General features: G+C 45.9%; 19 protein-coding genes. 8 read left to right on the top strand and 11 right to left on the bottom strand.

Annotated features, from left to right (window positions below; translation table 11 throughout):
- Positions 1 to 73: 73 nt before the first annotated feature.
- Complete coding sequence (gene pnuC, locus ACFS25_RS29675; RefSeq protein ID WP_381508529.1) at positions 74 to 748, bottom strand: nicotinamide riboside transporter PnuC; 675 nt, start codon at positions 746 to 748, stop codon at positions 74 to 76.
- A gap of 76 nt (positions 749 to 824) precedes the next feature.
- On the opposite strand from pnuC, the gene ACFS25_RS29670 reads away from it, so the two are divergent.
- From ACFS25_RS29670 to ACFS25_RS29650, 5 genes are read left to right on the top strand one after another with little or no spacing between them, the layout of a single operon-like run.
- Positions 825 to 2018: a Gfo/Idh/MocA family protein gene (locus ACFS25_RS29670; protein WP_381508527.1), complete on the top strand. Its 1194-nt coding sequence runs from the start codon at positions 825 to 827 to the stop codon at positions 2016 to 2018.
- A gap of 53 nt (positions 2019 to 2071) precedes the next feature.
- The gene (locus tag ACFS25_RS29665; protein WP_381508525.1) at positions 2072 to 2866 is read left to right on the top strand and encodes an SDR family NAD(P)-dependent oxidoreductase; all 795 of its coding nucleotides are present in this window, start codon (positions 2072 to 2074) and stop codon (positions 2864 to 2866) included.
- Entirely contained in the window at positions 2863 to 3747 is an 885-nt protein-coding gene (locus ACFS25_RS29660; protein ID WP_381508523.1) for an ROK family protein, read from the top strand. Before ACFS25_RS29665 ends, ACFS25_RS29660 begins: the two co-directional genes overlap by 4 nt.
- A gap of 10 nt (positions 3748 to 3757) precedes the next feature.
- Complete coding sequence (locus tag ACFS25_RS29655; protein WP_381508521.1) at positions 3758 to 4558, top strand: sugar isomerase domain-containing protein; 801 nt, start codon at positions 3758 to 3760, stop codon at positions 4556 to 4558.
- Positions 4559 to 4564: 6 nt separating this feature from the next.
- Positions 4565 to 5068 (top strand): GNAT family N-acetyltransferase, encoded by a 504-nt coding sequence (locus ACFS25_RS29650; protein ID WP_381508519.1) that lies wholly within the window; start codon positions 4565 to 4567, stop codon positions 5066 to 5068.
- 141 nt (positions 5069 to 5209) lie between these two features.
- Here ACFS25_RS29650 and upp read toward each other — a convergent pair whose 3' ends face one another.
- Complete coding sequence (gene upp, locus ACFS25_RS29645; protein ID WP_381508517.1) at positions 5210 to 5857, bottom strand: uracil phosphoribosyltransferase; 648 nt, start codon at positions 5855 to 5857, stop codon at positions 5210 to 5212.
- Positions 5858 to 5991: 134 nt separating this feature from the next.
- On the opposite strand from upp, the gene ACFS25_RS29640 reads away from it, so the two are divergent.
- Both ACFS25_RS29640 and lpcA read left to right on the top strand, forming a co-directional pair.
- Positions 5992 to 7785, top strand: coding sequence for a hypothetical protein (locus tag ACFS25_RS29640; RefSeq protein WP_381508515.1), 1794 nt, complete (start codon positions 5992 to 5994; stop codon positions 7783 to 7785).
- A gap of 103 nt (positions 7786 to 7888) precedes the next feature.
- Positions 7889 to 8461: a D-sedoheptulose 7-phosphate isomerase gene (lpcA, locus tag ACFS25_RS29635; protein WP_381508513.1), complete on the top strand. Its 573-nt coding sequence runs from the start codon at positions 7889 to 7891 to the stop codon at positions 8459 to 8461.
- 28 nt (positions 8462 to 8489) lie between these two features.
- Here lpcA and ACFS25_RS29630 read toward each other — a convergent pair whose 3' ends face one another.
- The 4 genes from ACFS25_RS29630 to ACFS25_RS29615 all read right to left on the bottom strand — a co-directional run bounded on the left by ACFS25_RS29630 (position 8490) and on the right by ACFS25_RS29615 (position 12929).
- Positions 8490 to 10844, bottom strand: a complete 2355-nt coding sequence (locus ACFS25_RS29630) for a carbohydrate binding family 9 domain-containing protein (protein ID WP_381508511.1) — start codon at positions 10842 to 10844, stop codon at positions 8490 to 8492.
- Between the two features lie 133 nt (positions 10845 to 10977).
- A complete protein-coding gene (locus ACFS25_RS29625) occupies positions 10978 to 11814 on the bottom strand; it encodes a TPM domain-containing protein (RefSeq protein WP_381508509.1) in 837 nt (278 codons plus the stop codon).
- 7 nt (positions 11815 to 11821) lie between these two features.
- Positions 11822 to 12256 carry a TPM domain-containing protein gene (locus ACFS25_RS29620; protein ID WP_381508507.1) on the bottom strand — a complete coding sequence of 145 codons (435 nt, stop codon included), beginning with the start codon at positions 12254 to 12256 and terminating at the stop codon, positions 11822 to 11824.
- Between the two features lie 91 nt (positions 12257 to 12347).
- Complete coding sequence (locus ACFS25_RS29615) at positions 12348 to 12929, bottom strand: LemA family protein (protein WP_381508505.1); 582 nt, start codon at positions 12927 to 12929, stop codon at positions 12348 to 12350.
- Positions 12930 to 13077: 148 nt separating this feature from the next.
- Here ACFS25_RS29615 and ACFS25_RS29610 point away from each other — a divergent pair, with 148 nt between their 5' ends.
- Positions 13078 to 13866: an SDR family oxidoreductase gene (locus tag ACFS25_RS29610; RefSeq protein ID WP_381508503.1), complete on the top strand. Its 789-nt coding sequence runs from the start codon at positions 13078 to 13080 to the stop codon at positions 13864 to 13866.
- A gap of 54 nt (positions 13867 to 13920) precedes the next feature.
- Here ACFS25_RS29610 and ACFS25_RS29605 read toward each other — a convergent pair whose 3' ends face one another.
- The 5 genes from ACFS25_RS29605 to rfbB form a co-directional block, all read right to left on the bottom strand.
- Positions 13921 to 14580, bottom strand: a complete 660-nt coding sequence (locus ACFS25_RS29605) for a response regulator transcription factor (protein ID WP_381508501.1) — start codon at positions 14578 to 14580, stop codon at positions 13921 to 13923.
- A 62-nt stretch (positions 14581 to 14642) separates the two neighbouring features.
- On the bottom strand, positions 14643 to 15455 hold the full coding sequence (locus tag ACFS25_RS29600) for a sensor histidine kinase (protein ID WP_381508499.1): 813 nt from the start codon (positions 15453 to 15455) through the stop codon (positions 14643 to 14645).
- A gap of 863 nt (positions 15456 to 16318) precedes the next feature.
- Positions 16319 to 16720, bottom strand: a complete 402-nt coding sequence (locus tag ACFS25_RS29595; RefSeq protein ID WP_381508497.1) for a hypothetical protein — start codon at positions 16718 to 16720, stop codon at positions 16319 to 16321.
- A gap of 412 nt (positions 16721 to 17132) precedes the next feature.
- Positions 17133 to 17993 (bottom strand): glucose-1-phosphate thymidylyltransferase RfbA, encoded by an 861-nt coding sequence (rfbA, locus tag ACFS25_RS29590; RefSeq protein ID WP_381508495.1) that lies wholly within the window; start codon positions 17991 to 17993, stop codon positions 17133 to 17135.
- A gap of 71 nt (positions 17994 to 18064) precedes the next feature.
- Complete coding sequence (gene rfbB, locus ACFS25_RS29585) at positions 18065 to 19132, bottom strand: dTDP-glucose 4,6-dehydratase (RefSeq protein WP_381508493.1); 1068 nt, start codon at positions 19130 to 19132, stop codon at positions 18065 to 18067.
- Positions 19133 to 19172 lie beyond the last annotated feature (40 nt).

Genomic DNA, 19172 nt, shown 5'->3' with positions numbered 1-19172 from the left:
CTGTTAGGGTAAGACCCGTAAATACGGCTACTAGTTGTAATGAAATCTATCAATCAAGAACAATCCAAAAAGATTAACTCACGGCCTGCCGAGCTGAATAGCTTCTACATTCACGTGTCCAGTGCCAAGCTCCCTGAAAGGCAATCAGGCAGAAGATGGCGTATTCAACGCCGACCAGTTTTACCCCTTTTGTGAAATACATATACGTGCTGATAATATCGACGAGCAGCCATATCCACCAACATTCGAGTTTTTTATGAATCATCATAAACGTACCAATTATACTCATTACAGTTGTGAATGAATCGAGGTATGGAAACGCACTTGGTTTGCTAAACAGCACCGGAAACCAGATATGCAGGTTCTGAGCGAAGGTGCCAAGAATAAGCGTGGCTACCAGTCCACCAAGCAGAACCATTACCAAAGGCCGCCCGATTAGTCGAGTGATGCGAAGTTCATTGCGATCATCGGCTTCTAGGTCTTTTGGGTGAGTCCAGCGCCACCAGCCCTGCAGATTTGTAACGAAGAAAAATATTTGCAAAAACATGTCTGGGTAAAGCTGAATCTGGTAGAATAAAAAGAAAAACAGCAGTACGCTAGCGGCACCCATGGGCCAACTCCAGACGTTAGCGCGAGCGGCCAGCCAGGTTGCTATGGCACCCGATAAAGCACCAAAGAATTCCAGGTAACTCATGGGGTAATCCCACAGTGTAAAGAAAATGGTGTGGATGTCGAAAAAATCGGTCATAGATAAAAAAAAACGGCTCAGGTTCTCTACATTAACTGCGCGAAAGTACGGTAACCTTTTATCTAAACCCTTAATTATGCAACGTATTGCTATGCTTGGTGGCGGCTTTATTGGCCGTTTCTACGCCGAATCCATCCACGGTCAGCGCAGCCGGGATAAAGTTGTTGCCATCTATGCCCGTCGGGAGGAGACCGCCCAAAAATTTGCTGGCGATTACGGTTGTGACTTCGCTTCTACCAATATGGAAGAAGTTATTGCCCATCCCGACGTGGATATGGTTTGCATTGCTCTACCTAACAATATCCACGAAATAGCGGTCAACTTGTGCGCCAAACATAAGAAGTCGGTGGTTTGTACAAAACCGCTCGGACGCACCGCTGAAGAAGCATTGCGGATGATGAAAACGGTTGAAGAAGCGGGTATTTTCGCTGGTTATTTAGAAGACCTGTGCTACACACCAAAGTTCTTGAAATCGTTGGAGAGCGTCAAAAGTGGGGCACTGGGCCGTATTCTTTGGGCTAAATCACGGGAGACGCATCCTGGCCCGCACTCCGATTGGTTTTGGGATAAGGAGCAGGCAGGGGGCGGATGTATGCTCGATTTGGGTTGCCATTGCGTCGAAATTGCCCGGAATTATATTGGTAAAGACGTGAAGCCGATTGAGGTAATGTGTTGGGCTGCTACGCAGGTAAAACCCATCGAAGCCGAAGATCACGCAATTGCGCTGGTGAAGTACGAAAACGGCGCAATAGGGCAGTTTGAGGTAAGCTGGACATTTCGGGGCGGTATGGACCTCCGCGACGAAGTAATGGGAACTGAGGGGACTATCTGGATTAATAATTTCCTGCGAACGGGTTTTGAAATGTTTACCACCGGAAAGGGGGCGGATTATGTGGCTGAAAAAGCCGAATCCAACACAGGGTGGCTATTTCCCGTTGGCGATGAGGTGAATGATCTGGGTTACAATCATATGTTTACAGACATGTTTAAGTCGCAGGAAGAAGGTCGTGATCCCGCCGAAACTTTCTATGATGGCTACGTTGTGAACGCCGTGTTAGATGCCGCTTACAAATCAGCCGAAACCAAGCAATGGGAGAAAGTAATTCTGCCGGTTTGGCGAGGGCAGGAGGGCCTCAAACCAGAATCTACATTTGTCGAGTATGATGCTGATCATTACCTCATCAAACAGGAAATGACTCATGATGGTCGGAATAAAGTGATTTTAAAAGAGAAAGTCAGCGGTAAGATCATCGAACGGGATTTGGTATAAACGATAAGTAGCGCGGATAATTACTAGTCGCATTAACCCTGATTATACACCCAATGTGGTTAGAGTCTAAGAAAATTGTCGTTGTTGGCGGCACAACTGGTATGGGTCTGTCGGCTGCGATGGCTTTTGTGCGGGAAGGTGCTCAGGTCGTTGTGGTCGGCAGGAATACTGAGAGTTGTGCAGTTGCTGAAAAACAACTTGATGGTAATGGACTCGCCATGTCTGGTGACGCTTCTGAGCCACAAACAGCTCCAAAAGCCATTGCCCTGTGCCAGCAGATTTTTGGCGGTTTTGACGGGCTGTATCATGTAGCGGGAGGTAGTGGCCGACGTTTTGGCGATGGTCCTCTTCACGACATCACGCTCGATGGCTGGAACTACACAGTTAACCTCAACCTGACATCGTTGATGCTATGTAACCAGGCTGCTGTACGGGCATTTCGAGCGCAAGGTGGAGGAGGAGCTATCCTTAATATGGGTTCTGTACTTGGGTCTAGTCCTTCTCCAGCGTATTTTGCTACACATGCCTATGCCGCTATGAAATCGGCGGTTATTGGTTTCACAAAGTCCATCGCGGCTTATTATGCTACCGATAATATTCGGGTTAATGTGTTGGCACCGGCTTTGGTCGAGACACCAATGGCTCAACGTGCCAGTCAGGATGATACCATTATCGCCTTTACCAAAACAAAACAACCGCTGGATGGTGGGCGCATTGGACACCCTAATGATTTAGACGGGGCTGCTGTTTATTTCATGTCTGATTACTCCGCCTTCACCACTGGTCAGGTGCTAACGGTCGATGGCGGCTGGAGTGTGAGCGAGGGACAAATCAGATCAGACAAATGAACGCAATTGGCATTGACCTTGGCGGAACCTGGATTAAAGGAGTGCTAATGGATATTGACACGGGTGAAGTCGTAAAACAACTTTACCACCCAACTACGGGCGAAAAAGATTGGAAACAAGCTGTTTTTGAAACCGTTGCCAATTTGCGGGATCACTCTCAAGGGTTAGTGGAAGCTGTTGGGCTATCGGCACCCGGTTTGCCGAATGAAACTAATCAGTACATTGCTTTTATGCCCGTTCGGTTAAGCGGGCTTGAGGGCTTTCACTGGGGGCATTTTCTGAATGATACCGTCCATGTTATTAACGACGCCCATGCAGCACTAGTAGCCGAAAGCCGGTTTGGTATAGCCAAAAGCTATCGTAATGTAGTGATGCTAACGCTTGGTACGGGCGTTGGAGGTGGTATTCTGATTGACGGAAAACTATATCAGGGTAATTTTCAAAAAGCAGGGCATGTCGGTCATATAGCAGTTGATGGGGAGAGTGTCCAAGACGTTACGGGTATGCCGGGGAGCCTGGAAGATGCAATTGGCAACGCCACGATTGAGAAACGCTCGCTGGGACGATTCACATCTACTTACGAGCTTCTCGAAGCCTATAAAAAAGGTGATTATTTTGCGCAGTGGCTCTGGCTATCGTCAGTCAGAAAATTAGCCGTGGGCATCAGTTCACTTATTAATTGTTTTTCACCGGATTTAGTTGTGTTAGGGGGAGGTATAACGCAAGCCGAAAACGATTTACTATTGCCCCTCGCCGAGTTTATGAACCTGTACGAATGGCGACCCGGTGGTCAGACAACGCCTATCAAAATTGCCCAATTTGGTGATATGGCCGGAGCCATTGGTGCCGCGAGTTTTGCGATTCAACGGTCAATAGTTTGATGTAGCAACTATGATTCAACAATATATTCAGAAGTGCCGTCAGATTCTTGACACAGTAGAGGCACAAACATCCCAAATTCAGGAAGTTGCCCGTTGGTTTGCGGATACAATTATGGCCGGGCGCATGGTTCACGTATTTGGTTCGGGGCACAGCCGAATTATGGTAGAGGAAATGTGGCCGCGCTACGGTTCTTTTCCGGGTTTTAACCCCATTGTGGAGCTTTCGCTGACGTTCCATAATTTGGTTGTGGGTGCCAACGGTCAGCGGCAAGCTATGTTTCTGGAAAACGTACCCGGACTTGCCGACCGAATTCTACGAAATTACGACTTATCGGATCTAGATTCTGCTCTCGTAATTTCATCATCGGGGTGTAATGTCGTACCCATTGAAATGGCCGAGTTGTTTCAGCAGCGGGGCGTAAAAGTCGTAGCCCTGATTACGAAAGAGCATTCTGAAAAAAGCACCAGCAAACGCGCTGACGGAAAAAAGCTTGGTGATTTTGCCGATTTGGTTCTGGATACCGGTGCGCCCGTTGGCGATGCTATGCTCATGGTGCCAGGTTTAGATACGCCTGTTGCGCCGGGTAGTACAGTTGGAGGGGCCGTACTCATTAATTGTATCAAAGCCGAGGTGGCCCGATTGCTTACCGAAGCTGGTCGCCCGCCCAAAGTTCTTAGTGCGGGTGTAGTGGTTGGTGCCGATCGGGCGGTTGAGTTGTTTGAGTCGGCCTATGACGAGCACGCACATCGACTGGCAAAACTCTATGCACATGTGGGAGTACCGAGTTATGTAAGTCAGACAAATCCCTAATTAGCCATGATTGAAACGCCACGCCTGACTATAATTCCACTAACACTTAACCAGCTTCGTCTTCACATCGCCAACAAGTACGAGTTAGAGCAAACATTGGGGTTGCAAAAGGGGAGCCGACAGGCATGGGAGCCTGTATTGAGCATAATTACTTATTTCACGATACCTCGTTTGCAAGACCCCTCGCTCGATCCGCTTTATCATACTATGTGGCTGGCCATTGATCGTCAGAAACAACAGTTTGTGGCAGAAGCTAAGTTTAAGGGTGAGCCTGATGAAACGGGAACTATCGAGATTGGGTATGGAACGTATCCTGGTTTGCATCGGCAGGGATACATGACCGAAATGGTTGGCGGAATGGTAAACTGGGCTCGTCAACAACCGAGTGTCCTTCGGGTAGTTGCCGACACAGAAGCAGAAAATGTAGCCTCACAAAAAGTTTTAGAGAAGAATGGTTTTCAGTTATTTGACCGTATCGAGAATATGCTGTGGTGGGAAATCAATGTCTGAAAATACCCAAGAATCAGCTTGAATTAAGAGTTTAGAAACGAGATTGCTGTTAGTATTAGACGTGTAACTACGCAAAGCAACCCAATAGTTTTGCTGCTCCTATCAGGCACACCCTAGTTGAAAATTTACTCAACCCGTTTCTTACACCTTCTCGCCAAACGACAGATCACCTGAGTCGCCCAAGCCGGGAACAATGTATGAATGCTCGTTTAGGTGATCGTCAATGGCTCCCAGCCAAAGATGACATTGAGGTAATTGTTGCTGCACATGGCGGACGCCCTCAGGGCTGGCTATAATAGCTGCGATGTGCGTTTGGGCCGGAATCCCGTAGCGTAGTAAAGCGTGGTAAACTTTTTCGAGCGAACGGCCCGTGGCCAGCATCGGGTCGCACAGAATGAGCGTTTTGCCACTTAGATCAGGACTCACAATATAATCCATGGCAATCTCAAATTCATCGTCTCCACCCGCTACATATCCTCTATACGCCCCGGCAAATGCACTTTCTGCCTGATCGAAATAGTTTATAAATCCCTGATGAAACGGTAGTCCCGCCCGCATGATAGTAGCTAAAACGGGTTGTTTGCGAAGTACTTGCGTAGTTGAAACGCCGAGAGGTGTTTGCACCGCGATGGGTTGGTAAGACAATGTTTTTGATATTTCATAGGCCATCAATTCACCGAGTCTTTCCAGATTTCGACGAAACCGAAGCCGATCTTTCTGAATGGATACATCACGAAGTTCGGCTATATACTGGTTGGCCAATGAGGGCTGTTGCGTAAAAACAAACATAAGTTGTCGCTTCTTTGACTGTAAATTAGCCGTAAGGTTGGCGTATATCCAAACCAATTGTCTAATTTAAGCGGCTCATACGACTCAGCAAGCCACAAAAATAAGTATAACAGGACCGACAGTCAGTAAGTTACATGCGCATCAACGTTTACGTTTTCTATTTTTTTTTACTTTCGTTATCGGCTCGGGCGCAAAGTCCGTTTGTGCCCCTTAACGCAGATTATTACCACCTTATCGATCGGCTTGAGATTCGCCAGAACAAATGGGCCGAAGGCTTTCATAGTTCGGTGAAACCCTATAATCGACAGAGTATTATTCAATTAACTGACAGTGTAGCCGCTAATCCTAATCGAGACTTCTCAGACACGGATTATTTCAATTTCGATTATCTGCGAAATGACAGTTGGGAGTGGTTAGCGCCGAGAGATTCCCTTCGCCCTGATCCGTTTACCAAGCACCTGAAGCCCCCAGTCACAACCGGCGATAGCCGCCAACCGTTTCTGAAACATTTTTATCATAAAAAGGCTGACTTCTACAATTTACAGACTCCTGACATAGACCTGCATGTTAACCCTGTTTTTTATATTGGCTTTGGGGGAGAAAACACATCCAGCCAAGCGGATGCTCTGACCAATAAAAATCAGGCATTATTTACAAACACGCGTGGGCTGGAAGTACGAGGGACGATTGGTCGGAAGTTAGGATTTTATACCTTCTTCTCCGATAATCAGGCCATTTACCCCGAGTATATTCAACGATATGGCCAAACCTATGGTCAAACGAATGAAACACCTGGTACCCTACAAGTTACGGCTCCGGGAGAAGGCTTTGTAAAACCCTACCGTACCACTGGTGCCGATTTCTTGTCTGCGCGAGGATACATTACATTCAATACGCTGAAAGTAATTAACGTACAGTTTGGCCATGACCGGAATTTTTTCGGTAATGGATTTCGGTCCCTGTTCTTGTCTGATAATAGCCCACCTTATCTGTTCCTGAAATTATCGACGCGCTTGGGACGTCGAATACAATACACGAACTTATTCACATCGCTGCAAAACACACAAGCTCCCAGAGCCCAGGATGACAAGTTGATTCCGCCAAAGTTTGCAGCCATGCACCACTTAAGTATCAACATAAACGACCACATGAATCTGGGCGTATTTGAGTCTGAAGTGTTTAGTCGTGACCGTCTGGACCTAAGTTACTTAAATCCTATTATTCTGTATCGTTATGTTGAGTCGAGCTTGGGTAGTAGCGACAATGCATTTATAGGAATCGATTTTAAGGCTAATTTCCTGTCGCATTTTCTGGTTTATACCCAGTTTATGTTAGATGAATTTCGGCTAAAGCCATTGCTGGCCGGGAAAGGTGACTGGACTAATAAGTTTGCCTTACAACTTGGTGCCAAATATATTGATGCCTTTAATGTACCAAACCTCGACCTGCAAACGGAGTTCAATCTAGCTAGACCATACACTTATTCGCACGAAGCCTCGCCAACTGTTTCGTCAGGGCAAACCAATTACGCCCACTACAGTCAGCCGCTGGCGCATCCATTAGGCGGTAATTTCATGGAAGGGCTGGGTATTGTCCGGTATCAGCGGAAACGGCTGTCGGCTAATGGTATTTTTGGCGTGATGATGTATGGTGCCGACCCCGCAGCCGATATTAATTATGGCGGCAACATTTTAAAAGATTACACTACCCGCATTCGTAACGAGGGCAATTTTATCGGGCAAGGCCGCAAAACGGTTATTACCTATGCCGACGTACGGGCATCATACATGATTCGGCATAATGTGTTTTTAGAAGGGCGCTACATGTACCGATTCCAGGATAGCCAGTACCGACCTGATAGTTACACGGATCAGGTTGCCAGCTTTGCGCTCCGCTGGAATCTTCCTTATAAGAACTGGGTATTTTAAATCACACGTAAGAGCCAGACTATGGCTACTCATGCGGTTAGGCGTAAGTTTGCACCGTCGCTTTTCCTTACGACCTTTACGTTTTACGACTTGTTACGTTTTTATGCTTGATATTATCCGCCAGGAGTTAACCGAAGCGCAGTCAGTTTTAGATACATTCCTTAGTAATCCCGACAATCTTTCTGCTATTGAACAGGCGGCTACGCTTATGGGCGATGCACTCAAAAATGGCCGTAAAATTATTTCTTGCGGCAACGGTGGATCACATTGCGATGCTATGCACTTTGCCGAAGAACTGTCCGGGCGTTATCGAGATGCTCGCCGGTCGCTGGCAGCTATTGCCATTTCAGATGTCAGCCACATTTCTTGCGTGAGTAATGACTACGGTTTTGAATTTATATTCTCACGTTTTGTCGAAGGGCTGGGTAATGAGGGTGATGTGTTGCTGGGTTTAAGCACTAGCGGTAATTCACCCAATGTGATTCGTGCCGTTGAAGCGGCTCGCCAAAAGGGTATGAAGGTCGTGCTGTTAACTGGAAAGGATGGAGGGAAACTTGCGGGCCAGGCCGACGTCGAAGTTCGAGTGCCGCATTTTGGCTATGCCGACCGTATTCAGGAAGTTCATATCAAGGTAATCCATCTATTTATTCTTCTGATCGAGAAACAGGTTATCTAAGCTGCATTAATCAGGCCGTCAGTAAAGGTCAAAACTGCTTCAGATACGATAGTTTGCCAATAATGTGCTGCTCCTGCTGTCTATCAGTTGCTAGAAAAGAGCCAGCATATGTTCCGTAATTATACACTATATACAAGAATGAGAGTGGCTGGAATTCCCACGCCAGTCGAATGTTCCAGGCGTTTCGTTCATTATAGGTATTACGTTGAAAAAAACTAATCAGTTGCAGACGGGGATTTACTGCCATTCGACTTTCTACACTATACAGGGCTATTGTTCCCGTGTAATTACCCACATTCCGGAAGTTGTTCGCTTCGGCGTTGAGCGTAAAGGCAGCGTGTGGAATTGGAGCTAAAATGAGTGAAGCGCGTGCGTAGTTCAGCTTGCCGTCATAATAGCCACCAGTTTCACCGTTAAACTGAAACGATACTTTCTTCGACGGATCGGTACTGAACATGGCACTGTACCGAACATAGCGATAGTTAGTAGAGGGAATGGCCAAATCCAGCGGGCGGTAGTCGCCGTTATCCAAGCGTTGGAACGTTGGGTTCACAAATAACCCCAGATTGCCCCCATTTTGAAACGTTAGCCACACCGGGTTAATGTTGTACTGCGCTTCCTGTAAGTATCCTGTCGACGCTTTATGGTATAATTCTAGGAAAGCACCCGGCTCGAAATTGCGTACCCATTTGGGCAACCATTTAGCCCGGTTAACAATATATAGACCAGGGGTTGTCGCGATAACGTCGCTTCGTGAAACAAAGCCCATCTCCGGGTTAAAGTTCTTTGTCACGACCGATTGCGTCCACCATCCGACCAACTGATTTGTACGATAGACAAGCTGACTATAGGCTGACATACCCTGATCGGTGCCACCCGAACTCAGCGAACCGACGACCATGGCATTATAAGTCCATTTCTGGCTTAACCGAAAAAAACCATCAAGGGCAAGCGTTCCATTTTGCCGCCCGCTAACGCCATCTGCCCCGTGCACATTTTTCAGTGTAAACAGACCGCCAATACGATTTTGTCGGCCAACATTTTCAGAGTAACGCCCGACAACAAAATCCGTCGTAGGGCTACCAGGAATGCCACGCTGCCGGATAACCATGCCCCCATAATTTCGATTTAGTGACCGGTAAACTAAACGGGCACCAGCATCAATTGGCACTGCTGTACTGGTGCCGTCGGGAAGTTTAGCAAGGCCAATTGTCCGGCTAAAAAACGGCTGAATAACCATACTGCCTCCTTCGCCTGAGTTCTGATTTCCTGGCAGCCCGGCTCCAAACAAGCTGGCATTCTCCAGGAAAAATGCTCGCCGTTCGGGAAACAGCACCGAAAAACGGGTAAGGTTATTCACCTGCCGATCTACATCTGCCTGGGCAAAATCTGTGTTTAAGGTAAGGTCGAGAACGGTATTCGGATTGATGGCCCATTTAGCATCACCACCGAGTTTAATTTTTGCGGCCTGCCCATACCCCACTTCTGTACCATTATAGCGATCATCGCTGATCAACATATACGGCTGGATACGAATATTGGGTGAGGGTGGTGGTGGCTTTAAGCCAGTTATTAAGCCCGCATAAGCAACTCGATTCGACGTAAACGCTCTTGGATACGGAGACCAGGCTGATAACTCATTAGAATACCGGCGATTACGAAAAAAATTAATTCCCCAGGACTGCGTAGAATCTGCCGAGCGCATATACCGCAGCGTCTGCCAGGGAATCTGCATTTCGGCCACCCAGCCCGAATCTGTACGACTGGTACGTACTTTCCAGAAACCATCCCAGTCTATATCAGACAGTACATCGTCAAAAGAAAGTAGATCGCGTTGGGTGCCGTATGGATTCGTGGCAAAGGTCATGGCATTACGCCTATCATTGAAGCCATCAATGACTACCCCAAACAAATCATGTGACTGATTCGAAAAGTCCCGTTTGAAGTTGGGTGCTCGTAAGCCACGCCGACCGAGCGAGTCGTAATTGATGGCGGCTATATACAGGAAATGACGATTATATAACACCCGTACGTCGGTGTCAAACGTAGCAGGCCGACCTTGCTTTGGGTCTACCTGTCTAAAGTGCCTGACCGATTTCCCACGAAGCCAGTCTGCTTCATCCAAGCGGCCATCAATCTTTAACTTATCGCTTATTTCAACCGCCTTTATAACTCTACGCTGTTTGGATGGCGCAAAAATTGTAGCCTGACCAGTAACCATTTGCTGATTTACTGCATCTTCCTCAAGGGTTCTGATACGGGATGTATCTGGTTGAACAAGGTCAGACTGGGCCGTATTGGGAAGGGTAGGGTTAGTTTGGGCTAACGAAAGAAACGGCAGGAAGAGTAAAGGTAGACAGTAACGAGCAACGACGGAAAACATACAGGGTGGAATGACTTGATAGCCAAAAATAGGCACGAGTGGTCATCCATAGCATGATTTTTTGTTGAACGGCCTGTAAGACGCATTCATCGGCATATTTTATTAGGCCGCTGAATGTCTTATTTATAGGTAACTAGTAATCACCACCAGCGCCACCACCACCAAAACTGCCACCACCAAAACCACCGAATCCGCCACCACTGCTGCTGCTACCACCGCCGGAGCCGCCCCAACCGGAGTAAGTAGAGGTTGGAAAAAACATTGGCCATCCCAACCCGCCACCGCGATTGCTGTTATTGCCGCCACCACCTCGATTTCGTCGGGAAATGATAAAGACGATAACAAAAATAATAATCAGTGCAATAAAGAACGTACTGGAGCTATCACCGTCACTGGTATCGGGATCGGCTTTATATTCGCCACTGGCGCGCTTAATGATTTCGGTTGTAGCCTCATCCAAACCCTGATAATATTGCTCCTGTTTGAACGCTGGCGCAATGGTATTTGTGATAATTCGCTTAGCTATAGCATCTGGAATAGCACCTTCTAGACCGTAGCCGGGTGCAATGAAGATCTTACGCGTCTGTGTAGCCCAGGCAAGTACCAATCCATTATTTTTACCCTGTTGCCCAACACCCCACTTCCGACCTATCTGAAAAGCAAAGTCACCAATGGGGTAAGGTTCAGTAGTCTTAACAATGACAATAGTAATTTGGGTGGACGTTGAGTCGTTGTACGTGCGTAGTTTCTGCTCCAATTGTTCCCGCTCGGTACTGCTCAGAATACCCACAAAATCGTTGACTAAACGGGGTGGGTTCGGCTTGTCAGGAATAGCGGTATTGGACGATACTCCCGTATCGGTTGCTGTATCCTGCGCCCTTAACTTGGCCGGTACCACAACCAACAAAAAGAGCATCAACCCAAGACGCAGCAGACGGGTAACATAAGTAATAAAAGAGAGTACATTCACAGCAGTGTCAGTCAAACGAAATGTCGTCGGCGAGTTCGTTAGTGTCATCGCTGGCGTAAGGGAAGTACTGTTTTAGCTGTTGCCCGGCTCGTTCAATGCCCTGGCTCAGCCCTTCGGCATAGTTTCCAGCAGCAAAATGACTACGGAGTAGGTCTTTGGTGCTTTCCCAAAAGTTACTGGGCACTTTCGCATCAATCCCCTTATCACCCAACACGGCGAACTTTCGGTCGGCATGAGCGAGGTAAAACAGAACACCGTTCTGCTCTTTAGTTTGATGCATTCCCAAATGAGCGAATACCTCAATGGCCCGTTGCACAGGGTCAGCGTTGGCACAGTGCGGTTCAACATGTACCCGGATTTCACCCGACGTAGCCTTTTCGGCCTGCCGAATGGCTTCCACGATGCGCTGCTGTTCGTTGGGAGTGAAAGGGTTCGTTTGCATGGAGTAGGGAAGCTTAGGGCTCAGGGTATAGGACATGGAGATAATGTTCTATATCAGCATCTACATGCCTTATACCCCTTGCTCCAGGCTATTAAAACTGTACCGTTGGGGCGTTTTGGGCAGCTTGTGAAGCCTCGAAGAAGCCTTTTACAGGAAAGCCAAAAATGCCAGCAAAGATATTGTTAGGGAACGACCGTACCGACTGGTTGTAGGATTTCACCGCTCCATTAAAGTCATTTCGGGATACAGAAATCCTGTTTTCTGTACCTTCTAATTGTGCCTGCAACTCCAGAAAATTCTGGTTCGCTTTCAGATTTGGATAGCTCTCCGCAACGGCTAACAGCCGCGACAGTGAACCACTTACCTGCTCCTGGGCTGCCTGGAACTTCTGGATATTCTCGGGAGTCAGCTGATCCGCCGTGAACTTTACCTGAGTGGCACTGGCACGAGCCTGAATAACGGCGGTTAACGTACTTTTCTCAAAATTAGCTGCACCCTGCACCGTCTTAACTAAGTTCGGAATCAAATCTGCCCGTCGTTGATACTGAGTCTGTACCTGTGCCCATTTTTCCTGTACAGTTGTGTCTGTCTGAACTAAACCGTTATAGGAACTACAGCCGTACATACCCAAAAAGAGGGCAATAACCACCACGATAATTAATGTCTTTGACATGGTCTGTTGAAATGCAAATGGTTAATAATGGACTCAAAGTTGCCCAAAACTACTACTTTGTCAACGTAAAACTACTCTAGTGGTATTTTTCCCTATTTTCCATAGGGCTTTGTATTGATGATTGGTGTTAACGAATAGCCGCTTTTTTATGAATCTCACTTTAAACGGAAAGACTGCCCTTGTTTGTGGTAGTACACAAGGCATTGGCCGCGCTGCGGCTATCGAATTGGCTCTGTTGGGCGCTAACATTGTGCTAATGGCTCGTAATGAGCAGACCCTTAAAAATACAATGACAGATTTGGATACGACCAAAGGTCAAACGCACCGTTATATCATTGCTGATTTCAGCCAGCCGGAAGCAGCACCGATGGCTCTTGCAAAGCATCTAACTCAATTTCCCGATGTGCATATTTTAATTAACAATACGGGGGGGCCGGCTGGTGGACCGCTGCTTGATGCCAAACCCGATGAGTTTGTGCAAACATTTCATAACCATCTACTAATTAATCAGGCATTAGTCCAGGCCGTTTTCCCGGTAATGAAGCAAGCTAATTTCGGGCGAATTGTTAACGTTATCTCAACGTCTGTCAAGCAACCGATTGTAGGATTAGGTGTCTCGAATACTATTCGGGGTGCCGTTGCGCAATGGGCAAAAACGCTTTCACTAGAGATTGCGCAATTTGGCATTACGGTTAATAATGTACTACCCGGTTACACAGAAACAGCCCGTTTGGCGGCTGTAGTAGCTATGCGGTCGAAAGCATCTGACAAAACAGAAGAAGAAACTGCCAACCAGATGGAGAGTGAAATTCCGACCGGGCGATTTATTAAGGCCGAAGAAGTAGCCGCAGCCATTGCTTTTCTGTGTACGCCCGCTGCTGCTTCCATCAATGGTATAAATCTCCCGGTAGATGGTGGAAAAACGGGAAGTCTTTAACGGTAACCGCCAGTAGTAATGTCTCTAATAGACGTTCGTTAGTGACATTACTTATTAAACCAAGCTGTTTTTAAAAGCGTAAGCGACCATACCAGCCGTGTTTTTGGTGCCGGTTTTTTCGAGGATACGCAACCGGTGTCCCTCAACAGTACGGGGGCTGAGAAATATCTTTTCACTTATCTCAAGCGTTGATAGCCCTTCGCAGATAAGCATCAGCACTTCCTTTTCACGCTCAGAAAGGAGAATCTTACTGTTATAAAAGCCATTAATTGGCCTTGCTATCGTTGTTTTATTCGTCATTTTGCGAAGCATGGCTTTCGATACGAATTCGTTTAAGTAAACGCCTTCGTCCATCACTTTTCGAATTGCCTTCTCCACTTCGCCGGCTTCAGCATCTTTCAATAGATAACCGCTAACGCCCTTTTCGAGCAGATGAAGTACCATTCGATCTTCATCGTGCATTGTTAACACAACAATTTTAATGAGTGGGTAATTCTCACGCAGATAGTCGGCGGTAGCGGTGCCATCCATAACCGGCATTTGGAGGTCAAGCAAGACAACATCGGGCAATTTTCGAGCAATTTTATCAATCAGTTCCTGCCCATTTCCGGCTTCCAGAACTAATTCAAAATCGTGAATCTGTCCAAGAATTGTTGCCATCCCAACGCGAAACAAATTATGATCGTCGCAGAGGGCCAACTTAATTTTTCTCATAAAGGAAGGGAATTTAGGTGCTCATGCCGTTTGTCGTAGAAAGCGACTACGCAGCAAACAAATTAACTCAATAAATCAACAGGTTGCGCATCATGCAAACGAACCTGTATATGAATCTGCGACCCGCGACCGGGAGCCACGTCGAACGTTGCGTGCCCATTCACTACACTTAGGCGGCTTTCAATATTTCGTAGCCCCAAGCCGCCCTGTTTATTTTCCATAACAGCGTCAAAATCAAAGCCTATGCCATCGTCAAGCACTGAGAGTCTAACCTCATTGTCGAGGCTAAACACTTGAATGACGATGTGCCGGGCGCGGGCATGCCGAATGGCATTATTGACCAACTCCTGCGCAATTCGGTAAAGCATTAAATCCAGGGAAGGAGGAAATGGCATTGCTGATTCAGGATACGTCAATTGTATATCCGTATCATTGTCGGTAGCGCGGTCGACCAGTTCTTCAAGAGCAGCCAGCAATCCGAAGCGTTCGAGCGTTGTAGGAACCAAATTGCGACTAATGCGCCGAACATTGGTCATCGTTTCATCAATCATGGAGCGAGTCTTCTGAAACTGAAAACTCACCTGCACATCACCTCCTACCTGTCGCTCTAACTGATTTAGGCTCATTTTCGTAACCGACAGCATCGTACCAATGCCATCATGCATGTCTTCAGCCAGTCTTTTTCGTTCTTCTTCCTGCCCCCGGAAAGTAGCTCCCATCAGGTCACGCCGGTGCTGAACCTGCAATTCCTTGAAGGCTAGTTGCTGTTTTGACTGTTTTTGTTGATAATAGGCTACAAAGATGATAATGAACACTGCCATCATCAATAGAACAGCCGTACCGACGGCAATTACAAAACTGGAATCTATTGACATAAGGACTGCATACAGACCAATCTATAAAGTAAAGTTCAAGAATCTCTATCTGAATGTCAACGAATTAGTTATAACTATTGAGTGAGTGGTAATAATTAGTTACTTGTCGCGGGTATTTTCACAGTGAACAAAAAGTTTAGGTTAAAAAACAATCATAGTATATTGTCTTTATCATACTTACTTGTCCAAAGGCTTAAAGCAGATAATAAGCAGAAAATAATAAATAGAATCTGACTTGCATTCCAATATTTATCAAATACTTCGGCAGAAACTTTGTTCATATCCTTGTACCAGTTTTCACTAAAAAGCATGATAAAAAACGTACCGGCAGAGTAAATAAGCAATCCTGATGTAAACCAAAACATACTGTGTTTTGTAATGCTCTTCACCCGCATATCTGTCAATACTTTATTGAAGTAAATCAACGAAAGAATAATTGAAAAAACTCTAAATACTGACAGGCTAACGGAGGAAATATCGGAGCTTTTATAGAAAATAATTGTAATTATAGTGCAACTAGTCATAAGTATTATTGTTAACTTTTTATGACTAGGTTTGTCAAAACTATAGAAGAATATAATACCTGTTATAATTGTCTCGATAATTGCCTCTATATTTTGTAAGTACAGTATATTAGGAATCAAAAACATATGAATAAGAGCATAGGTATCTTTGATGAAAAAAAAACAAAATAGATACCATATAACTCTTAGATTCCCCTTCAAGAAATGAAATCTGGAATAACCAATTATGATAGGAAGACCACTGCTTAAATAAGAAATGAAGTCAAGTGGATAGTGCTCGATAAAGCGCAATAGCCTTTCTATCATAAGTACAAGGGAGATTTTTATTGAAGAGTAAATTTATTTGGGGCAATGTTGTGGACAAGTAAATCCATCACCCACTGCTCTACCTCCTCCGCCATCTGGCATGTCTTTCATTCCTGCTTTGTCAGCATATATGGGCATGTCCTTACCCTGTGCATCTACGCCAGTTAACAGAACACGTGGTTTAAGTTGACCCTTGCCCGGTTCTGTAAGGTTACCATCGGCATCTTCCCAACGTTTGGCGTGATGAATGCGTAAACCTATGCAACCGGGCTGATCAAGCAGATATTGAACCTGATTAATGCCAAAATACTCGGAGCGTACATAATCATCATCAGCCAGGCCCACCTCTAATTTGCGCTCACGGTAGGCACCTGTCATAGTTTGAGTTTCCTGCGAGTCGAGAATGCGCCCGGCATTTTTAGTGAAAACACTCATAAAAAAAGAGGTTGAAGTTAGATAGTATAAGGTTTTTTCGGAATGGATGGAATGGGAAAGCGCACCTAAATTACAATAACTATGTCTGTATGCAACCTTTGTATCACTCCGGGTATTTTGATTAATATACTGATAAATAACTAGTTAAGCCGGATAAGATAGTTGCCAATACGTAGTTATACGTGCTAAAGTGCGGGCTTATGCCTATTTGTTTTTGATATTTAAAATCGGTGTTTCTGCGCTCAAATAGCTCTCAAGCAAGAAGCTACCTTTGTCTTATTGCTAATGAATATCTCACTCAAGTAACCATTAGTAAAGATACTTCTCATAGGTTAGGTCAATGAAAAACGCCAAGGCAGCTTGCTCTGGCGTTTTTTTATATATTCTTAAATACCACTTGGCTGGGCTACATTTATTTTAGCAAATTCAACAAGTACGCACCATAACCACTTTTGACTAGCGGCTGAGCAATAGTGGTAAGTTGTTCTGCATCTATAAATTTCATACGGTAAGCAATCTCTTCGATACAACCGATTTTCAACCCCTGCCGCTGTTCAATAACATGAACAAACTGTCCCGCTTGCATCAGCGACTCAAATGTGCCAGTATCGAGCCAGGCTGTACCCCGGTCTAGTACGCCAACTTTAAGTTTGCCCTGTTCCAGATAAACCCGATTTATATCGGTAATTTCCAGTTCACCTCTGGGCGATGGCTTAATATTTTTTGCTATTTCAACTACATTATTATCATAGAAATATAAGCCCGGCACCGCATAATTTGACTTAGCTTTCACCGGTTTTTCTTCGATAGACAGTACATTGAAATGCGTATCAAATTCTACCACGCCGTAACGTTCAGGATCGTGTACCTGATAGGCATAAACGACACCGCCATCGGGGTCGTTATTAGCCTGAAGAAGTTTAGATAAGCCCGATCCGTAGAAAATATTATCGCCCAGCACCAGTGCAACTTTATCGTCACCAATAAATTCTTCACCAATGATAAACGCCTGCGCCAATCCGTCGGGGCTGGGCTGAACAGCATAGCTGAAATTACAACCAATACGTGTACCGTCGCCAAGCAATTTTTCGAAATGCGGCAAATCGTGGGGCGTCGAAATAATAAGAATATCGCGAATACCCGCCAGCATTAGAATAGATAGCGGGTAATAGATCATCGGTTTGTCATACACAGGCATCAGCTGTTTTGAAACGGCCAGCGTAAGTGGATGAAGACGTGTGCCAGAACCCCCGGCTAAAATAATTCCTTTCATATTTCTCAGTTAGTGAATGAATGCCCAACAGATGTTGAATGAGCGCTTGACTGGGCAGGCACGGTCCGCTTTTATCTATCCGTGTACATTCCTTGGTAATAACGCTGATAAGCTCCCGAAGTCACGTTGTTTAACCAGTCCTGATTAGTCAAGAACCAGTCGACGGTTTTTTCAAGACCTTCTTCAAATTGCAGTGATGGCTGCCAACCCAGGTTATTCATGATTTTGTGGGCATCGATGGCGTAACGAAGATCGTGTCCCGCCCGGTCGGTTACGTAGGTAATGAGTTGAGCCGAAGTGCCTTCGGGCCGTCCTAGTTTACGGTCCATAATCTGGCAAAGCAGGTTAACAATATCAATGTTTTTCCACTCGTTAAAGCCACCTATGTTGTACGTTTCTCCCTGTTTACCTTTGTGAAAAACAGCATCGATAGCACGGGCATGATCAACCACAAACAGCCAGTCGCGAACGTTCTCGCCTTTACCGTAAATGGGCAGTGGCTTGTTAGTCTGAATGTTATGAATCATGAGCGGAATCAGCTTTTCGGGAAAGTGATTCGGTCCATAGTTATTCGAGCAATTAGACAGAACAACGGGCAGTTTATACGTATTGCCGTAAGCCCGTACAAAGTGATCGGAAGCGGCTTTTGAGGCCGAATAAGGCGATTGAGGATCGTAGGCTGTTTCTTCGGTAAAGAAATCTTCAGGGTTGTGAAGTGAACCGAATACTTCATCGGTCGAAACATGATAGAAGCGCTTGCCTTCGAAGTTAGGAGCCATACCCTCAGCCGCCCAGCTATCTTTTGCCGCATTAAGCAAATTCACGGTTCCAACAACGTTGGTCATCACAAACGACATTGGATCTGTAATGGATCGGTCAACGTGCGATTCAGCTGCCAGATGAATCACGCCATCGAACGACAGTTCAGTGAACATATCCACCAGAAATTTTGCGTCGGTGATATCGCCTTTGATGAATGTGTAGTTAGGTGCTTTTTCAATGTCTGATAGATTTGCCAGGTTACCAGCGTAAGTCAGAGCATCAAGATTATAAATCTGATATTCAGGATATTTAGTAACGAATAGCCGAACAACGTGAGAGCCGATAAATCCAGCTCCGCCGGTGATAAGAAGTTTCATATAAGTATCTAAGTTACATTTCGGCGTAATGCTGGCCGTA

Source organism: Spirosoma flavum, assembly GCF_042686045.1.
In the GTDB taxonomy this organism is placed as follows: Bacteria; Bacteroidota; Bacteroidia; order Cytophagales; family Spirosomataceae; genus Spirosoma; species Spirosoma flavum.
Note: the sequence above shows the minus strand (reverse complement) of the source record. Positions and strands in the feature narration are given on the sequence as shown.